Origin of the sequence: Streptomyces sp. NPDC059443, assembly GCF_042750105.1 — a bacterium.
GTDB lineage: Bacteria > Actinomycetota > Actinomycetes > Streptomycetales > Streptomycetaceae > Streptomyces.
On the sequence record NZ_JBHYVM010000005.1, the window covers coordinates 158,118 to 175,920 of the forward strand.

A 17,803-nucleotide genomic window follows, 5' to 3' on the forward strand; every position below is an offset into this window, starting at 1 on the left:
AACTACAAGCGCTACAACGCTACAAATCGTCACGCCGGAACCGTCCCGGATTCATTGACAGCATTCGACTTTGCCGCAATCCACGGAGTGTCCCTCTCGACCAAACCCCTTCTGAGCAGGTCGTTCACCGCAGAATTGATTGTGGTGCGATGCTTTCCGAGAGACGTCGCGAGATCCTCGACCTTCTTCTTACCGTCCTCCCGCAACATCTCGTAGATGTAGTGCTGTAGTTTCGACAGGCCCATCGAATCCCACGGAGACAGTGAAGAATCGGCACTACACCCGGACTGAGTTGTAGCGTCCCCCGCACTACAACCCGGAGACGCTACGACCAGGCTCTTGCCGGCCTTCACCAGCGGCAGCTTCATCGGCTCGGACGTATCGTCGTCCTTCTGCTTGGTGAAGGTCAGGGTGACGGGGCCCTTCCCGGAACGGGTCGCCTTGACCAAGGTGTCCGCGGCCCCATCGATCGCGGAGAACCCGCGGGGATTCCTCCCGCCCCGTTCACTGTGGTGCAGCGTCAGCACACAGGCTCCGTCGGCAGCGATGCGGATGTGGTCCAGGGCCTCCACCATCTTCGTCATCGGCACCGAGCCGTTCTCCTCCTGGCCCGCCATGCAGCGCGACTGCGTGTCGATGACCACCAGCACCGGCTTCAACTGCGCGACCAGCACCAGGAACGCGGCGACCTGCTCATCGTTGTGAAGCTGGAGGGGATGGTGGAAGAAGTGCACGCCGGCCATGGGACGGCCGTGGTACTCCTCCCACGCCTCGATCCGGTCCGGGAAGCCGCCCGCACCCTCCGCGACCACGTAGAGCACGGAACCGCCCTCCACCGCCCGCCCCTGCCACTCACGGGCAGTCCCCAGGTGCGCGGCCCAGTCCATGGCCAGGAACGTCTTCCCCTGCCCAGGAGGCCCCCACAGCCACGCCAGCGAGTTCGTGAACAACACCCCGTCGATCAGCGCCTTCGCCCGCGGCTGCTCCCGCATCTGCTCGGCGTTCAGCAGCAGCGACCGGAAGGTCTGCACGAGGTCGGAGCCGCCACCCTGGCGTTCGGGCTGCCGGCGCCCGGCCCAGGCCCGTTCCTCCGCCGCGCGGATCTCCTCTCGCGACTGCCTCATGACTCCGCCCGGAGGTCAGGTCCGCCCAGGACCAGGTACTCGCGGAACGCCTGATGGATGAACGACGCGGTCGCCTCGTCGTACCGACCCGCCCATTCCGAGTCGCGCAGGTTCGTCGTCACGATCGTCGGCCGCCCGGCGTCGAACCGGTGGCGCAACGTCTCGTCGAGAACCTCCGCGGCGAACCCGGAGTCGCGCACCTCGCGCTCACTGCCCACATCGTCCAGCAGCAGCACGTCCGCCAGGCGCACGGCCTCCAGCAGCTCCTTGATCTCGTTCGCCTCGTGGTCCACGAAGTCGGGGTTGTTGGAGCGGGGCTTTCCCCTGTCCTGGTACCGCCCGCGTCGGGCCTCCAGCAGCGCGGGGAAGCGGACGAAGCCCACAACCACGTCGTCGCGCTTCTTGATGTCGTACAGAGCTGCTGCGGCGATCGTGGTCTTGAGCGTTCCCGGCGGACCCGAAAGACAGATCCCACGGCCGTAGTTGGCCCAATCCAGGCACACCCGCTGTTCGTCCCGCTCTTGCTGGTCCGCCAGGGCGTGCACCCACCCCGTCACCGCCTCGAAGGCGGCCTCACTGTCCGACGTCGGCTCGACGTCCGCCAGCCCCCTGCCCCACAAACGCGGGGGGAACGTAGGAGGCCGCGGAGCAGCCACTTTCCGCTTCGGATCCCACGGAAATTCGAAATAGGGGTCGATGGGAGCAGCATGCGTGCTCCACGAGCCCCGCTCCCTCGTTGAGCGGATTGATTCGATTTCGACCGACATGGGATACTTCTTTCTGTGCGTGGGTTGGCTTCTGTGCACGGCTTGATCGGACTTTGGCGAGACCGTTCGGCACGAGGGGCCCCACTTGGGCGGTGGGGCCTTCCTCATGTGCGGGATCACACTGCGACCGCCTCACGCAGGACCAGGGCGGCCTGCTCGCGGATGCTCGACCGCGGGTCGGGGACATCGAGGCGCCCCAGCTCCAGGAGCTGCTCAAACGTGACGTCCAGGCGCCCGAGAAGGACCACTAGCGTCTCCAGCGACGGGCAGGCCCGGCCCGCCAGATAGGCCCCATAGGCACTGCGCCCGATGGCCGCCGGCGCGGTCAGATCGGCGACGGACAGGTTCCGGTACGTACGCGCAGCGTGCAGTCCACGGCCCACCTGCGCGGCGAGTTCGTTGCTCATGAACACCACGCTGAGGCACGGATTTCACAGAGTGGTAATCGCATTTCCGAATGGATTAATACGGAAGCGACGGAGTAACTCCCCTGGACAGAGGGGTGACCGGCAGATCCAGAACATCCAGGGAAAGTGAACCGTTCACAGTTACAGCGACACCAACAACGTCGTCGCCGAAGGCCCCTCGTGGGCCGCAGCACTGCCAGCGCACCCGACACCTTCATCTGCGCAAGCCCCGCAGATGCGTTGAACATGCAAGATGGCGAAAGGAAACGGGGGGACGCAGTAACTCCGCCACCTCTTCGGGGCCGCGCACAGGTTCCCTCAAGGCTGCCCGTGTCGCCCGAGATCCCGGCCGTCACGCGTTCGGGCCTGAAATAAATTCGTTCGGGCTAGTCGCCGTAGGTGTCCCCGCAACTGGCGGTTCGCGCGTACGTATACGTGCTGGAGCTAGAGCTAAAGCGAGTGCTCTGAACTAGAACTCGGCCTTAAGAGAACTACGTTCTCTTAATACTGCAACCTGTCGGTTGCATGCCAGGTCGATCAAACCTCCCCGTCACCTTCCCGCAGCAGATGCACAGCCAGCCACAGCCCCACATCCCGCTGCGGCACCACCGCCACGTTCCAGGCACCGCGGCCCTTCATCGTGATCCTCAAGGGCACCCACGAGCCCGCGTACGGCTCCAGGAGCGCCGAGAGCTTCGGGGAGGACACCCAGACCTCAAGACGACGGTGCTGGGCCCTCCTGGGTCCCAGGAAGGCATCGAGCGGGTACACCGAGACCCGCGCGCACCGAGCCTGCCTCGACCCGTTGTGCACCGGCTGGAGTTGGTGCACCTTCACCACCACCGTCTGCACGCCGCTCGGCGTCCAGAAGCACCGGCCCATGCGCCACCGCGTCCCCGGCGGGCCCGGATCGCGCAGCCGCTCGAACGCCCGCGTCTGCCCTCCACGAAGGCCTCCACGACGCTCGACGACCTCGGGCTCGACGTCTTCCACGGGGCCGGAAACCGCGGGGGCCTCGATAGCCGCCGACTCATCCTCCCAGCGCTCCCGCAGCAGAACCGCACGCTGCTGCCGCGTGCCGGCCGGGTTCCTGCCGCCGCTCCGCGCGGGAGCCCGAGTAGTCCTCATGCAGGGAGTCTGCTCAGCCGCGACGAGGAAGTGCTAGCGCCGTGTACCGCAGTACACTGCTGTGGCCTCCGTGTACCGCAGTACCCGGAGCATTCGAATTGGGGGGATCTTTTGATCTTCCTACTTTCAGCTCCCATATAGAGCACTACTACGGGTACACCGTCGCGGCCGGGCGAGAGCCGAGTTCCAGGCTGTGCTGGAACTCCAGCACGTGCTTACGGGATGCCAGAGAAGGTGAATGCTTAAAAATGGCGGGCGGCAACAAACTGTTGGCTGCTGAGACAGGCACGTAGAGAGGTACTACGGCACCGCGGCCGGGGCGAGAGCTTATGTGCCTGCCAGAGCCCATGATTACGAAAGTGCTCCAGTCCATGCCTACGGCAATGCTTATGGGATGCCAGAGCAAGGCAGGCGAGCCCGCGCTCGAAACGGACAATCAGGGCAGTGCCCCTGCGTCAAGAGTCTTCGCAGGTCAGCGATTTATCTCACCCTCGTCGATTTATTCGGTGAAATTCGCCCGCTACGATGGCCCCACGGTCACTACGCCGGGCCGTAGCAGTCGAGCCCCCTTGGAGTAGGCGCCGAGGGGGCTCCTGCATTTTCTGAAACAAATAAAAAGCCCCCGATCCGAAGAACGAGGGCCGCCCGCAGCAGGAACATCGGCGTACGGGATACTGAGCAGCAAGAAGGCCCCCGCCGCTTCGATCGGCAGGGGCCTTCGTCGTGCTGGTGGGCTCAGCGGACGCCGTTCAGGGCGTTCTCCTCCCAGCCGTCTTCCTCGTCAAAGTAGCCCTCCATGGCCTTGCTGTTCGGCACCCAGCCGCCCTGTACGGCGATGGTGGAGCGGTCGTTCTTGGCTTTCTTGGCCGCGTTGGCGAGGCCGCGGCGGGGGCTGTGGCCGGTGTAGTGCTCCTCCAGCTCGGCGGTCTCTCCGCAGCGGGTGATGACGTCGCCCACGGCCTCGGGGGTGATGCCGCCGGGCATGAGGGTGGTGCCTCTGCTGTGGAGTCGGCGGAAGGCGAATTCGTCCGGGTCCAGTGGTTCGCCCGTCAGCTCCTCGACGGCCGTCTTCCACTTGCGCCACTGGGTGACGGCGCAGATCGGGGTGTCCCCGAGGGGCTTCACCTTGACCTTGCGGGGCTTGATCTTGGAGACGCGGATGTCGACGAGGAGACCGCGGCCTTCGGGGTCTTCGGTGATATCGCGGTTTCTGAGATAGGCGATTTCATGCTCGCGGCCGGCGACGGCGAAATGCATGGTCATGAGCGACCGGTCCCTGATGCCGAGAAGGCTGTCCGGAAGGGCCTTGGAGACCTGCATCATGTGCCGGGGTAGCAGAGCGGGGGCCTTTCCCGTGCCGCGTACCTCGCCCTCCTTCTCCATCTCCTTGATGAGCGCCTTGAGGTACTCGCGGGCGAGGGCGCCTACGGTGCGGTCGAGGGCGAGGTCGTGCTGCTTGCGGCCGGTGACGACGACTCCGGCGATGCGGCGGTCGATGGTGCTGGGCGCGGTGAAGGTTCCGGCCTTCTTGCCGGGGCGGCTCCAGAGCCAGTGGACGAAGGCGACGAGGGTTCCTTCTTCGACGGCGAGGAGGGGGAGGCCCTTCTCCTCGGTGAACAGCTTCCAGGCGTCCCAGTCCTGCTTGTACCCGTCTTTGGTGTTCTGAGGGCGCTTGTCGGCAACCGCCTTTTTTGCTCCGAGGCCGACGGCGTCGAGGAGTGCGCGCGCTTCAGCGTCGAAGTCTTCCGGCCTCAAGAGGTCGCCGGATCTGGGGGCGGGGACCATCAGGCCGCCCGCTGTGTCCATCCCTGTCAACGTATGTTCCTTTCATCCGATTGGGCTCACCTGGACTACGCATATGGCAACTTATTTGGAGTCTGGACTCCTTGTCGATCAAGACGGCGAAGATCTCGCTCCCTGGACCCGACCAGCGACCGGATCGTGCAGATGATGCCAAAAACTTCCGAAAGTGCCTTTTGGGATCAGGTACCGGTCCGCTGACGCACACCCAGACCGCCGGCCAGCTCCCGACGGAACCACTGCGCAAGGGTGCGCTCCTCCGCGACGGAGAGAGTCCGCGGGCGCACGGAGAAGAACTCGCGGTTCTCAACCGCCGGCCACGGGATCCGCTGGACCACCACCCCGCCGTACGGCATCGGCTGCACGAACCACCTCGCCCACGGATCGTCGAACGCAGGACGGGAGAGCAGCATCCCGACCACGGGATCCCGCCCGGCGCGCCGCCACTCGACTAGACGCTGCGAACGCATCCCCCTTCGAGTCAGGGGCCGAAACCGCAGCGGGACCTTGTTGGACTTGACGATGGATTCTTCGGTGCAAGTTGTCATCATCCTTCGATGATCACCCGTTCGATTTTTCTGAGCTAAATACTCGAAGGATCCAGAAGTTGCAGCCCGACTTCGCCGGCCGCTCCAACATCCCCCGCGGTGACCAGTCCCAAGGCAGCGTCAGACTGGGTTGTGTCCTCGCCGGCCAGCACAGACCGAGAACTTCTTCGGGGCCCGGAAGACCGGGCGGCACACCAGCACCGCCCGGCCCCGCCTCACGCCCTGGGCGGCACCACCTGACCCAGCGCCGCGCCCAGTCCGGCGACCGTCCCCGCCACCGACGCTGCCATCGCCCACCGCCTGCCCCTGGGCGTCTCGATCGCCGCCCACCTGACCGGACCCCAGCCCAGCTCTTCCCGCAGCTCCCTGGCTTCCCTCCGCAGGGCCTCGACCTCAAGCAGCCGCAGTTCCGAGGCCAGCTCGCGCACGATGGTTTCGGCGTTCGCCACGACCGTTGCAGCAGCCAGGCCGCCCCAGTCCTCGACGTCCTGGCGCAGCTCCTCGACTTCCCGGCGCAGCTCGGCGAACACGTCCACGATGGGCGGGGCGAGCAGGTAGTCCGGCTCGGAGGCGTACGCGGGTCGCGGTGCCTTCGGCAGGGCCAGGACGTAGTCGTCGTCCGCGTAGTGCGCGGGCCGGACGTACGGCTTCGGCATCATCAGGCCGCCGCACACCACCAGCGCGGGAACCTCGGGCACGACGTAGCTCTCCAGCGCTTCGCTCACGGGAGCCTCGGGCAGCTCCAGCGGCTCCGGCTTACTGGGCACGGTCAGCGTGACCGGTGTCCCGCAGATCACGTACCGCTCGGCGACCAAATCGCGGGGCTCAATGTGCTCGTGGAAGAAGCCGTTGCCGTCGTCCATCATGACCAGGGTCTTGCCGTTCTTCGCGCTCTTCACGGAACCGTGGCGGCCCTCGAAGATGACGCGCTCGCCGATCTCCCAGTACGCCCTATCGGTGGACGGGAGGACCGGTGCGACAGGGTCACCTGCAACCGGCCGGGGAGTCTGGACACCCTCGGCGTAGCCGCCCTCCCCCTCCCACGCGGTGACTGCGGTAGCGAGATCCTCGGGGGTCATGCCGTGCTCTGCGGCGGTCCGCTCAATGTCGGCATCCAGGCGGGCCACGGCCTGGCGTGCGGCCTGCCCGGGGGCCCACTCGACGAACTCGGCGACCTGGTCGGCGTGCTTGGCGATGCGCTCCACCTCGGCGGCCGGGACGGCGTCGACAGGCTCCGGCTTGACCTCGCGCGGATCGGTGGGCACCTCTTCACCGGCGAGCGCCGCCGCCATCTGCACCGCCGACATGCGGCCGGTGACACCGTCGTTGTAGTTCGCGGTCCACGTGGAGCCCTTGTGCCGGGTCTCCTCCGTGGCGGCCTTGGTGACCACACGGCACCCACCCACCGCGCCCACGGTCCCGCCATCGAACGACGCGTGAATGTGGGGGATCGTGGCTGACTTCGCGTTGACGCGGGTCACCTCGTACCAGGTTCCCCGGTAGCGGATGTAGTCGCCCTTCACGAAATCGGCCTTGCCCCACACCTTGAACCCGCGCCGCTCCGCCTCCGCGATGACCTCCGCCCAGTAGGTGAGTTCCTCGTCGTATTCGGCCATCAACCGGTTCAGCTCGGCCGCCCGCTCCTCACCCGGCGCCCTGCGCCACATGTCGGCGAAACGGCCCTTGTCGTCCACCCCGTCCCGCTCCCGCAGAACGCCGCGCCGCTCCGCCTCCAGCTTCTCGATACGGCGCAGCGTGCGCCCCGGGTTCTTCCGGTACCGCTCATAGGCTTCGGACGCTGCCGCACGGTTCGCCCAGTACCCGGCCCGCTCACCCTCAGCGATGCTCTTGCGCATCGCGTTGTGCATGCGCTCCTGATCCCGCCGCGCCCGCCCCTCGGAATGGTGCCCAACGAGAATCGGCTGGCCGCCCCAGAAACGCTCACCGATCCTCCGGTCAACCTCACGAGCAGCGTCGGACGCCTGAGCGGCACGCCCCGCGTACTCGCCGAACCGCTCCGCCCGCCCCTCGGCACGCTCCACACGGTCCGCCTCCGCCTCCGCGAACGTGCGGCGGGTGTCCTCATCAATGACGACCGCCACGGTGTACCCGAGCGCGCGGACAGCCTCGGCTGCGCCGTTGATCTTCCACCGGTCGGCCTGCCGGTCACGGCTGCCCCGGATGTAGATCCCCACGTTGCGGGAGTAGCGCCACCCGCGCGGCTTGACCGCCTCCCAAACCCCGTCGCCCTTCGAGGAGCCTTCCAACGTGGTGCCGTCCGCCCGGGTATGCCGGATGACGATATCTGCGCTCTCCTCGGTCACCTCCGCCACCTGCTCGGCGACCGAAGCGGCGCCCGGGTCGGCGGGAGGGTTTTCCGCGCCCTGCTCGCCGGCCGGGGGCTGGTCAGAAATTTCTGCCGTGTCGGCAGGCTGACCCACCAGGCAGAACCCGCGCTTCGCGTCCACCGCCTGCGCCGTGTCCTGAAGGCCTTCAAAGTCGGTGTCCAGCGGAAGGCGTGCGCACCAGCCGCACCACGCGCCAAGCTCCCAGTCCTGGCCTACCCAGTACCGCGACTTCGTGATGACGCTCCCGCACTCACCACACGGAGCGTGGTCGGGCGCCGTCCCCAGCAGCCCCGGGAGCGGCTTGATCTTCCGCATCCGGCGCAGGACGTCACCCTTGAAGACCTCGACGCGCACGAGCTGTGCCGTGGCGTTCTCCGCCTTGCCGAACTCGCCCAGGTCCGCGCCCTCGTACTGCTCCCACGGGCCCGCGCCGTAGCCCTCGGCCTCCAGGTACATCGGTACGAACTGGCGGTCATAGACGCCGTTGCAGGCACGCTTCCACACGACATGGCCGCACTCGCACTCCACGGTCAGCCGCGACTCGACCCGGTACCGCTTGCCGGGGAAGGACTCCCACCGGGCCAGCACTCCCGCGTGCTCGTGCTTGTCGGCAAGGGCAAAATCCTCGACGGACTCGCCGGCGAGTCCCTGCTCCGAAATTTCCTCCATGTCGGCGACCAGCGCACCGACCGGCGCGCGGTTGTCCTCCCAGTCCCCGGAGCGCTGGTAGCCCCACTCATTCAGGATGCCGTCGACCAGGTCGCGGCGCCGTCCGACGCGGGGTTCGTCGACTTCCCGGCTCCAGTGGACCTCACCGCAGGTGCACACCCCGTTAAGGCGGTTGGGCTCGTCGTAGCCGGGGATGGCGTGGGCGGTGCGCATGGTCTTGTCGCAGACCGGGGCGGGGGTATCCCCGCCGTGCACCGTCGGGTACTGCTCGGCCAGGAACCGCTCAAGGTGCGGCATCCACAGGATGCCCAGGGCCGCGCCCAGTAGGGCCGCCGCGACCAGGGGGCAGACGACGTCGCCGACCTGCTGGCAGACGCTCGTACGGCTGCCCTGCACCGGGTAGGTCTCGGGGACCGCAATGAGCCGCATGATCTGCGCGAGCGTGAACCGGCCGCCCTTCTCCCCGACGTCGACCGACCGAATCCGGGACGTGAAAGCGGTGTAAGGCTTGGCGTCACTGACCACCACCACGTTGCCGCCGCCGGAGCGCTTACCGACGCCCCGGGTGTAGACCGGCGTCCCCTCCGGCAGACCCGTTGCCGTCGCCGCGCCCGTACGCAGCCCCGGCGCCTCCATGCTCACCCCGGAGTGACCGTCCCGCCGGGCCACCAGCAGAGCCCGCACCCGCTGGGTCGGCGAGCCGTACTCGGCGGCGTCCGCCACCGTCCACTCAGCCATGCCCCAGCCGGAAAGCTGATAGTCCGCGATCACCTCGCCCCGGATCTCCTCCGGCAGCCTGCTGCTCTGCTCGACGGCCACCCATTCCAGCGGCGCCCCGGCCGCCTGCAACCCGAGCGACCACACGGCCACTTCGAGCATGAGCCCGCCGGTCTGGCCGCTGTAGCCCTCCAGGTCCGCCCGCACCTCGTCCCACGTCAGGCCGTTGGGCTCCTTGTAGGAGACCTCCACGCCGAAGTCAGGGGCGACGTCGTGCCCGTCGCCGAACGGTATGAAGCCGCCCGCGCGACGAGCCGAGTCGAAGGCGCCACACAGGATGTCGACGTTCTCGGGGAGCCGTCCGGCCCGCTTTCCGGAGTCGGCGAAATCTGTGCACGGCGGGGTCACGATCAGCCCGCGCACCTCCCGGAACACCGGGTCCGACGGGTCCAGGCTGGTCACGTCCGCCTGTATGGCGAGGAATCCCGCCGCCCGCAGCGTGGCCACGCAGTCCGTGTCGTTGTCCACGTTGATGATCTCGACATCCCGGCCCAACTGCTGCCGCAGCACGTCCCGCAGACCGATGACCATTCCGCCCGGCCCCGAGAACAGGTTCAGCACCACCATGGGCGCCCCCTCCGGGCGCTGCTCCAGGAACTGGGCCAGTTCGGGGAAGCGCTTCACCGCCGCGCTCTCCACCGGCTCCGGCGCCTGCTCCTCCCTGTCGGGGTCGTAGCACTCGCACTCGTCCTCGTACTGCTCGCACTCCTCGCACATCTCCTCGGCCGCCTCCTGCGCCAGGGCCAGCCGCAGCGGCCGGGGCAGATCCTGCGCAGGTTCGACCACCGGCTCCGACTGCTCCTCGGCGACCGGCTCGGCCTCGCCACGGGCCACCGCATCAGCGAGGATCGCCCGCTTGAGCGCAGGCAGGTTGGGGAAGAAAACCCCGCCCGTCCGGCAGCCGCCCTTGGGGTCCTCCCCCTCGAAGACCAGCCGCGCGCCGTCTGAGCGCTCGTGCTGCGCGGAGAAGGATCCGGACAGCTTGCGGACCACGTAGCGGTGACCCAGCAGCTCGGCGACGCAGGGGAAGGCGTTCTTGTCGCTGAAGACGATGTCCCCGACCCTCGGCGCAACCATCTTGGCCCTCGGTGCCTTCGAACCGCGCCCCACCGTGCTCACTCCCTCGTTGTCCTGCTGCTCGTCCTGCTCCTGGTCGTCGTCCTCGCCGTCGTAGGTGACGACGTCCGCCTCCACGTGGACGGCCGGGCCCGGCTTGACCGGCGGGACCCACTCCGGCTCCGGCTCGCCCGCATCCTTGGCCGCGAGCAGGTCGGAAATGTGAGCCGACCACGCCACCCCGTGCAGCTCAGCCCAGACGATCAGCTCCTCGTGCGCCTGCGCCCGCTCGATCAACGTCCGCTCCAACACCACGTCCGCCGCCTGCTTGTTCGCCCCCGCCTTGACCGCAGCCGCCCGCGCAGCCTTCGCCGCCCGCAGGTCGCCGACCTCCAGCGCCTCCGCGTACAGGGCCCGCTGAACGTTGGGGATGTCCGCGCCGGAATCCAGGGCGGCGGAGATCAGCTCACCCGTCAGGTCTTCGGAACGGTCCTGCCAGTCCACCCACGTCCCCTTCCCCTCCGCCAGCAGGTGGGCCGCAGACGCCGAGCGCCGGTTGTAGAACTCGTCCCCGTCCGCCATCGCGCGCCCCGCCCAGCAGCGCGCACACATCGGCACCGTGCCCGCGATCTCGCCGTCAGGGCCGGTCACCTCGACCACGAAGCGGGGGAACGACTTGTTGCGCTTCCCCGACTCGCAGGACTGCCCGGCATCGTGGCCGAACACGACGCACGCCTCCCCGGAGTGGTCGACGGCGACCGGCCGCAGCCGCGATGTGGGGACGTCCCGCAGCCCGCCCACGACGCACCAGGTCGCGTAACCCCGACGCTTCCCGTCGATGTACTTGCGACGCGGGTTCTCGGGAAAGTCGCCCGTCTCGCTCAGCAGGGCATAGCCCCAGCCCTGGAGGACGAGGACACCCGACTTGCCGAACCGCGACACCCGCCAGACGCGGCCGGGCTCCAACTCCTCCGTCACCAGCTTCAGCGAAAACGAGACCTCGACGGAGTCCTCGTAGCCGCGCCCGTGCAGGTGGCCGTACTTAGCCTGAAAGGCGCGCGTCTCGGCAATGGTCTTGGATTCCAGGCGCGTCCACTTCACTACCGGCCCGATTGACTGGTCGTCGAAGATCGCGTTCCAGCCGTAGAACTTGCCGTCGGACCGCAGGCGGGCGGCACCGTACTGGCCGGGGTGATACTGCGCCGGAGTCAGCTCGTAGGTGAAGCCCTCCCGGTACGTCACCCGCCACACACCAGCGCCCATGTGCTCGGCGGATTCGCCAGCCTCCAGTACCCCGGGGAAATCCTCGACGGACTCGACAACATCCCCGGCAACGGTTTCCGGCACGTCTTCCCCCAGGGCAATTTGATCGGTGCACGCGAAACCGGCGCCCGTGATTTCGATGTCACCGGAAATACGCTTCCGGCCGGATTCGACAGCTTCCGCGTCCACTACCGGGCCGCCCATATCGGCGAGTACGGCGGACACGACGTCGCGGACACACGTGCAGTCGAATTCGCCGCAGTGGTTGCACGCGATTTCGTGCGTGACACCTTCGTCTGCCCACATCTTGAGGACGTCTGCCGGGGTCTTGTCGGTCTTCGGAGCCTTGCGCGGCTTGAGCTTCACGTGACCCTTACCGAAGCTCTTCCACTCCGGCGCCCCCTTGTCGCGCTTGGCTACGGCCTTGGCTATTTCCGTGCGGGTCTTTTCGTGCTTTTCGATCATTTCCGGGGAGCCGTAGCCCTCCGGCAGACGGAAGAGCTGGAAAGACAGACCGCCGTCGTCCGAGCTGAAAGCCTCACGGACATCCGTCGACTCGTACGGTGTCCGGCGCGGCTGGTGCCCCTCCGCGTGCTCTACGGGTTCGGGCAGGCCGTTCCACTGAGCAGCGGTGCGCTCGACGATTTCCGCAGGCTTGTGCTCGACCGGCATAACCACGGCCGGAACGATTTCCTGTGAGGCGACCGGTACAGGTTCGGGCACGGCAACCGGCACCGGAACGGGACGACCCTCTAGAGCGCAGCGTCCGGCTTCCGTCACGCGGACCACGCTGGCCCGGAAGGGGCGGGAGAGGATGCCCTCACGAATGAGCTTTTCCACAGAGTCCTTACGGACTCCGCCACGGTTCTCGCCCTTAATGCCCGTGATCTTGACGTTTACTTCACGGCTGTAGTGGTCGACTACGTCCGACTGTGTTCCGGGTGCATACGACGAATATGAGACGCGCAGCAAACCCCACGCGGCGCGCTGCACAATGGCGCGCTGTGCCGGGGTCAGGGCAGCATACGGTGCCCTTGTGTCCGTGGCCATTCTTGAGAAACCCCTATCGCGAGTTGTCGCTACGGCATGCCCGGGTTCAGCGGGCGATAGGGCAATTCTAGGGGGCGGCGCGGGATTATCACATAGGAAAAGCAAAAAAGAAATGAGATGAAAAACATTCTCAAAATGCGAGACAGGGCTTGCATTCCGACAAAGAAGGAATACATGGAGGATGTATTACATAAAGGGGGTATAGCCTTTATTGACCTTATGTGGCATAAGGGGGCCTCTAACGCGCGGTAGCTATGCACTATCGAGCGGAGGCAGTGCCAGAAGCTGAGGCAGTATCAGTACCGGAGGCAGTCTCTCACACACCCCGCACCGGAAGTTGAACCGGCCTTATCCAGCATCATCTTCTCCATTAACGTCTTCTCTGATAGGTTCTCGCACGAGAAACCCGTCGCTACGGATCTCATGCTCCTGCCGGGGTTCACCCGCCTTCTTCACGAAGGTGCGGCCGGCAGGAGCTTCTTCATGTTCTCCAGCATCTTCCCGGCTGCGGCCGTGGTACCTGTGCTGCCTGTGCCTCTCCTGCTGTTACGCCTATCGGCGTCCCCCGCGAAAACTTGGCCGGCTTGCCGGACCGCGAGCGCCTTCTTCATGCCCGCTGCATCATCTTCCCCAGCTCCGGGCCGGCTGCGGTGCCGTAGTGCCTCTCCAGGCAGCAGGGATTGACGGGCCTTCGATGCCCCCCGAAAGTCTCTCCGGGCGAGGGTTCGAGCTGACCCCCTGGCCGCCATCCCCCACGTCGTGGGTTCTTCGCCCGTTCCTCCGCGCGGGCGGCAGCGGCTGCGCCATGATCATGCGGAACGCGTGACCACGCTGTCGACGAACTGGAGGACTTCCATGCCTGACGAGAACCTGCCCGTGACCGAAACGCTGAACGACGACGACATCCCGGCGGAGTTCGTGCTGACCGCCGAGGAGGAGGCCCTCGCCCTGGAGACCGGCGAGATGCCGTCTCGGCTGACCGACAACGAGAAGTACCACGCGTGGCTGGACGAGACGTACGGGACGCCCGAGCGTCCGCTCTTGTCCGGCGAGACGCCCAGCCTCGGTGTCCAAACGTTCGACGGCCTCGGCCGTTTCGGCGACATCGGGACGGGCCGCGCCAGAACGTACTCGTACGACCCCAAGGACGTCCTCAGTGGCACCTCGGAGGGCACGAGCGGGACTGAGGAAGCCAAGTAGCGGGCGGCCGAGCATCGAGCCTGGTCCCGACGGTTCGCTTCGAGCGGCAGGAACCAGGCTCGTCTTGCCCCCCGCTCAGCCAGGTTGCGCGTGTCTGACCGGCATCCGAGACACCGTCACGCTCCTCGCGACCCGCACCTACGATCCTCCCGGCGCGGCACCGACAAGAGGACACCTGTGAAGAAGAGCGTGATATCCCTGCTGGCGGCCGGCGTACTGCTGACGGGCTGCGCTGCTGAGCTTCCGGCGCCGCGCTCTCCCCGGGACGCGTACAAGGCGGGCTGGACGGCTCTGCGGGACGGGAAGGCGAAGGAAGGCTCGGAGTCGTCGTGCGCCGGGCTGGTGGACTCCCGGGAGTCGAAGGAGTTGCAGGACGCGGTGCGGCAGGGCTGTACGGACCGGGTACTGATGCGCGGGAACAAGTCGGACGAGTTCTCGGACGCCATGCCGGCGGGTGCATCGCCGAGCAAGTCTCCGTCCCCGCGCGCGACTCCGTCACCGGTGAAGACCGTTTACGTGCCAGTTCCGGCGCCCGCGCAGCCTCAGCCTCAGAGGCAGTGCCGGACGGTGAAGGTGCCGTACGGGCACGGCTACGACAACGCGTACACCTACGAGACGGTGTGCGACTGAGTCCGAAGCTGGCCCTGACCGGATGTCAGCACCCGCTGCGACGATGCCGGTACGTCTGAGATCCGAATTCTGTCGACTGGAGATGCTTGATGCCCGCCCGCCTCACCCATGAGCAGGCCACCGCGGTCGTTCGCCCCAAGGGCTACGAGCCGCTTGAGCCCTACCCCGGAGCGAAGACGCGCTGGCGGTGCCTGCATGTGCGGTGCGGCCGGGAGGTCGGGGCGCTCCTGGACAAGATCAAGCAGGGGACGGGGTCGTGCGTGCCGTGCGGTGTCGAAGCCAGTGCTGCGGGGCGGCAGGTCGATGTCGAAGAGGCCCGCGAGGTGATGCTGGCCCGGCTCCTCGAACCCCTCGATCCCTACCCCGGCGGTAACCACCGGAAGTGGCGGTGCCGCTGCCTGCAATGCGGTGCGATCTGCTACCCCACCCGCGGCAACGTGTGGCGGGGACAGGGTGGCTGTGTTCCGTGCGGTGTCCGCCGTAACGCGCTCGGCCGCCTGGGCGACGCAGGGCAGGCCGCTCTTGAGATGCTCGCCGCTTTCCTCGAACCCCTTGACGAATATCCCGGCACCAACCACCCGTGGAGAAGCCGGCACCTGCTGTGCGGGCGCGAGATCCGTCCCCGCCTGATGCACATCCGGGCCGGGCGCGTCGGCTGCCTTGAGTGCGGTTTCGCCTCGATGAGGGCAAAGCAGCTCGGCGACCCAGTACAGGCGGCGGCCGACATGCGCGAGGCCGGATACGACCCGCTGGAGGACTATCCCGGCGCCGCGCATCCGTGGCGGTGCATCCACCAGCCGTGCGGGCGCACCGTGCGCCCGAGGCTGCACCACATCCGGTCTGGGCAAGGCGGCTGTTCGAACTGTGCCACTCACGGGTTCAACACGGCCGCGCCGGCGGTGCTGTACGTCCTGCACCATCCGGACCACGGCGCCGTGAAGGTGGGCATCACCGGTAGCGACTCGGACCGTATCGAACGGTTCGGGCGCCGGGGGTGGGCGTGTATCCGCGTGTGGGAGTTCACGACCGGTCGTGAAGCTCGCGGCATCGAGCAGGCTGTCCACAACCACCTGCGGGACCAGCTCGGCCTCACGGCGCACCTCGACTCCTCCGACATGGGCGCGGTCGGCGGGTGGACGGAGACCTACGACGCCGGGCTCGTGTCCGCGCTGGAACTGGTGGAGCTGGTCGCCGCTGAGCTTGTTCGGGAAGCCGTGCTGGAGACCGGCTGAGGTACCAGTCCCCCTTCGGCGTGAACCTCCGGGGAATCCCCGCCGGGGGCTGCGGCACCTTCGCTACGATCGCCGGCCATGACGACTCGTGAAGAGATGATGGCGCGGATCAGTCCGGAGGCCCGGCGGCTGGTCGAGGACCTGGTCGAGCGCACCAACACCGCGCACCCGGGAGCGGGGCCCGGTGAGTGGGGTAAGCACTTCGAGAAGGCGCTGAAGCAGCTCGCCGCCGCGGGGGACGTGCACGCCCAGGAGGTCATCGCGGCCACGCCGAAGGTGCCGCGCTACAACCCGATGGACTACATCTGCGACTCGTGCGGCTACGTGCTGCCGGACTTCGCCGACGGCGAGGACACGTTCTGCATGTGCGGGTGACACCCGTTCCCCTACCTGCCGAAGCCCCCGCCGGCCCTGAATTGCCGGGAGCGGGGGGCTTCCCCATGTCCGCCTGGAGAGCACCCGGTAGCGGTCCGCAGGGCATCGCGGGGGCGGCAGCCCCGAACCTCTGAACTGGCTCAACTCCCGCGCGCCCGGCCCGCGGTCGGCTCTACCGTCGACCGCATGAACTCGAACCTGGGCGTCATCCTCGCGGCCAGCGAGAACCCGAACCCGTACGTCTACCTGATCACCGGCGCCGCTGTGTCCGTGGTGACCGTCATCGTCATGGGCTTGGCCACCATGGCCCAGGCCCGGCGGCTGCACCGCGAAGGGCTCGACGCGCAGGCCAAGGAAGCGGCGAAGAAGGCCCTGCACGACCTCAACGCACAGGCCACCGCTCTGGAGACGAAGGCCCGCCAGGACCTGGCCGCCGAACGCCGCGAGGCTCAGCACCAGCGCCACGAGGTGTTCATGGAGGCCGTCACCACCCTGGACTCCCTGGCCTACACCTACACCGCCCGGCCGCACGACAAGCCCGTGCGCGCCACGATGGGCCGTGGCTACAACTTCGACGACACCGACGCCGTGACCGGGATCCTCGACAAGCCACTGGCCGACGTGTCCGAGAAGGCCGGCGCGGCCTTGGAGAACATCCGTATGGTCTCCGCCCCGGCCCTGCACTCCCGGGCCCGGGAGGTGTACGTCGCCGCCGTGCAGATGGCGTACTTCGCCGAGTGGGTCGGCCGGACCTGGTCGATGTTCCCCGACGATGACCTGGAGCCCGACCCTGAGGGTGACGTCGAGACGGTCGACGCTCCCGAGGTCGCCGAGCACCGCAAGCGGTACCAGACGGGGCGGCGCGAGTTCCGTACCGCCCGCGAGAAGTACGTGGAGACGTTCCAGGCCGCGATGTGGGGCCGCGCCTAGAACCGGCACCGGCCGGGGTGCCCTCGCCGCGGTCATCGCCCGGTAGGCTCGCGGTTCGAGTGGCGCCCCGTCCTCCTGTACGGCCCAATGCGGGTTCAGGCGCGTTCCCTCATTTTGGTGCAGGGCTCGGCGCGGACAGGGGCCGGCAGACGGCTGTCGGTACCTCCGTGCCTGAAAGAGTCCTTCGTGATCGTGTCCCGTGGCCTGGTGCTGGTGTACCAGGTGCTGCGTACGTCCCGGTGGTTGTCCGTGCGCGAGGTCGCCCGCGACTGCCCCGGCGTCTCCGCGTCCTCCGTCCCGCGGCTGGTGCGCTGCCTGGCCCGAGAGGGTGTGCTGGAGCGGGTGGAGCTGCATGAGGGCTACCGCTACCGCCTGGCGGACCCGATGCCGGAGTCCGCGCTTCCCTTCGTCGCGCGGCTGGAGGAGGTCGCGGCCGTACTCAGCGCTGATGCCGTGAGCTGACGATTTATAACCAGCTTTCTCCCAAATGCGAGAATTG

Annotated in this window: 13 protein-coding genes; 6 read left to right on the plus strand and 7 right to left on the minus strand. The window is 67.5% G+C overall.

The features are described from left to right. Positions 1-29 precede the first annotated feature (29 nt). The 7 genes from ACFXDJ_RS06885 to ACFXDJ_RS06915 form a co-directional block, all read right to left on the minus strand. On the minus strand, positions 30-1,124 hold the full coding sequence (locus tag ACFXDJ_RS06885; protein ID WP_384848172.1) for an AAA family ATPase: 1,095 nt from the start codon (positions 1,122-1,124) through the stop codon (positions 30-32). After that, positions 1,121-1,744, minus strand: coding sequence for an AAA family ATPase (locus ACFXDJ_RS06890; RefSeq protein ID WP_384848175.1), 624 nt, complete (start codon positions 1,742-1,744; stop codon positions 1,121-1,123). The genes ACFXDJ_RS06885 and ACFXDJ_RS06890 overlap by 4 nt, the downstream gene beginning before the upstream one ends. 263 nt (positions 1,745-2,007) lie before the next feature. Then, a complete protein-coding gene (locus tag ACFXDJ_RS06895; protein ID WP_384848178.1) occupies positions 2,008-2,298 on the minus strand; it encodes a helix-turn-helix domain-containing protein in 291 nt (96 codons plus the stop codon). A gap of 537 nt (positions 2,299-2,835) precedes the next feature. Then, positions 2,836-3,426, minus strand: coding sequence for a hypothetical protein (locus tag ACFXDJ_RS06900; RefSeq protein WP_384848181.1), 591 nt, complete (start codon positions 3,424-3,426; stop codon positions 2,836-2,838). 735 nt (positions 3,427-4,161) lie between these two features. Then, positions 4,162-5,232, minus strand: a complete 1,071-nt coding sequence (locus ACFXDJ_RS06905) for an integrase (RefSeq protein ID WP_384848184.1) — start codon at positions 5,230-5,232, stop codon at positions 4,162-4,164. A gap of 176 nt (positions 5,233-5,408) precedes the next feature. After that, on the minus strand, positions 5,409-5,696 hold the full coding sequence (locus tag ACFXDJ_RS06910) for a hypothetical protein (RefSeq protein ID WP_384848187.1): 288 nt from the start codon (positions 5,694-5,696) through the stop codon (positions 5,409-5,411). A gap of 293 nt (positions 5,697-5,989) precedes the next feature. Beyond that, positions 5,990-12,727: a DUF3560 domain-containing protein gene (locus ACFXDJ_RS06915; protein WP_384848189.1), complete on the minus strand. Its 6,738-nt coding sequence runs from the start codon at positions 12,725-12,727 to the stop codon at positions 5,990-5,992. Positions 12,728-13,792: 1,065 nt separating this feature from the next. Here ACFXDJ_RS06915 and ACFXDJ_RS06920 point away from each other — a divergent pair. The 6 genes from ACFXDJ_RS06920 (at position 13,793) to ACFXDJ_RS06945 (ending at position 17,766) form a co-directional block, all read left to right on the plus strand. Beyond that, on the plus strand, positions 13,793-14,137 hold the full coding sequence (locus tag ACFXDJ_RS06920) for a hypothetical protein (protein ID WP_384848192.1): 345 nt from the start codon (positions 13,793-13,795) through the stop codon (positions 14,135-14,137). A 177-nt stretch (positions 14,138-14,314) separates the two neighbouring features. Next, on the plus strand, positions 14,315-14,767 hold the full coding sequence (locus tag ACFXDJ_RS06925) for a hypothetical protein (protein WP_384848195.1): 453 nt from the start codon (positions 14,315-14,317) through the stop codon (positions 14,765-14,767). Between the two features lie 89 nt (positions 14,768-14,856). Then, positions 14,857-15,999, plus strand: a complete 1,143-nt coding sequence (locus ACFXDJ_RS06930) for a hypothetical protein (protein ID WP_384848198.1) — start codon at positions 14,857-14,859, stop codon at positions 15,997-15,999. Between the two features lie 78 nt (positions 16,000-16,077). Then, positions 16,078-16,374: a hypothetical protein gene (locus ACFXDJ_RS06935; RefSeq protein ID WP_384848201.1), complete on the plus strand. Its 297-nt coding sequence runs from the start codon at positions 16,078-16,080 to the stop codon at positions 16,372-16,374. Between the two features lie 186 nt (positions 16,375-16,560). Further along, the gene (locus ACFXDJ_RS06940; RefSeq protein WP_384848204.1) at positions 16,561-17,304 is read left to right on the plus strand and encodes a hypothetical protein; all 744 of its coding nucleotides are present in this window, start codon (positions 16,561-16,563) and stop codon (positions 17,302-17,304) included. A gap of 186 nt (positions 17,305-17,490) precedes the next feature. Next, on the plus strand, positions 17,491-17,766 hold the full coding sequence (locus ACFXDJ_RS06945) for a hypothetical protein (protein WP_384848207.1): 276 nt from the start codon (positions 17,491-17,493) through the stop codon (positions 17,764-17,766). The last annotated feature ends 37 nt before the right edge of the window (positions 17,767-17,803 follow it).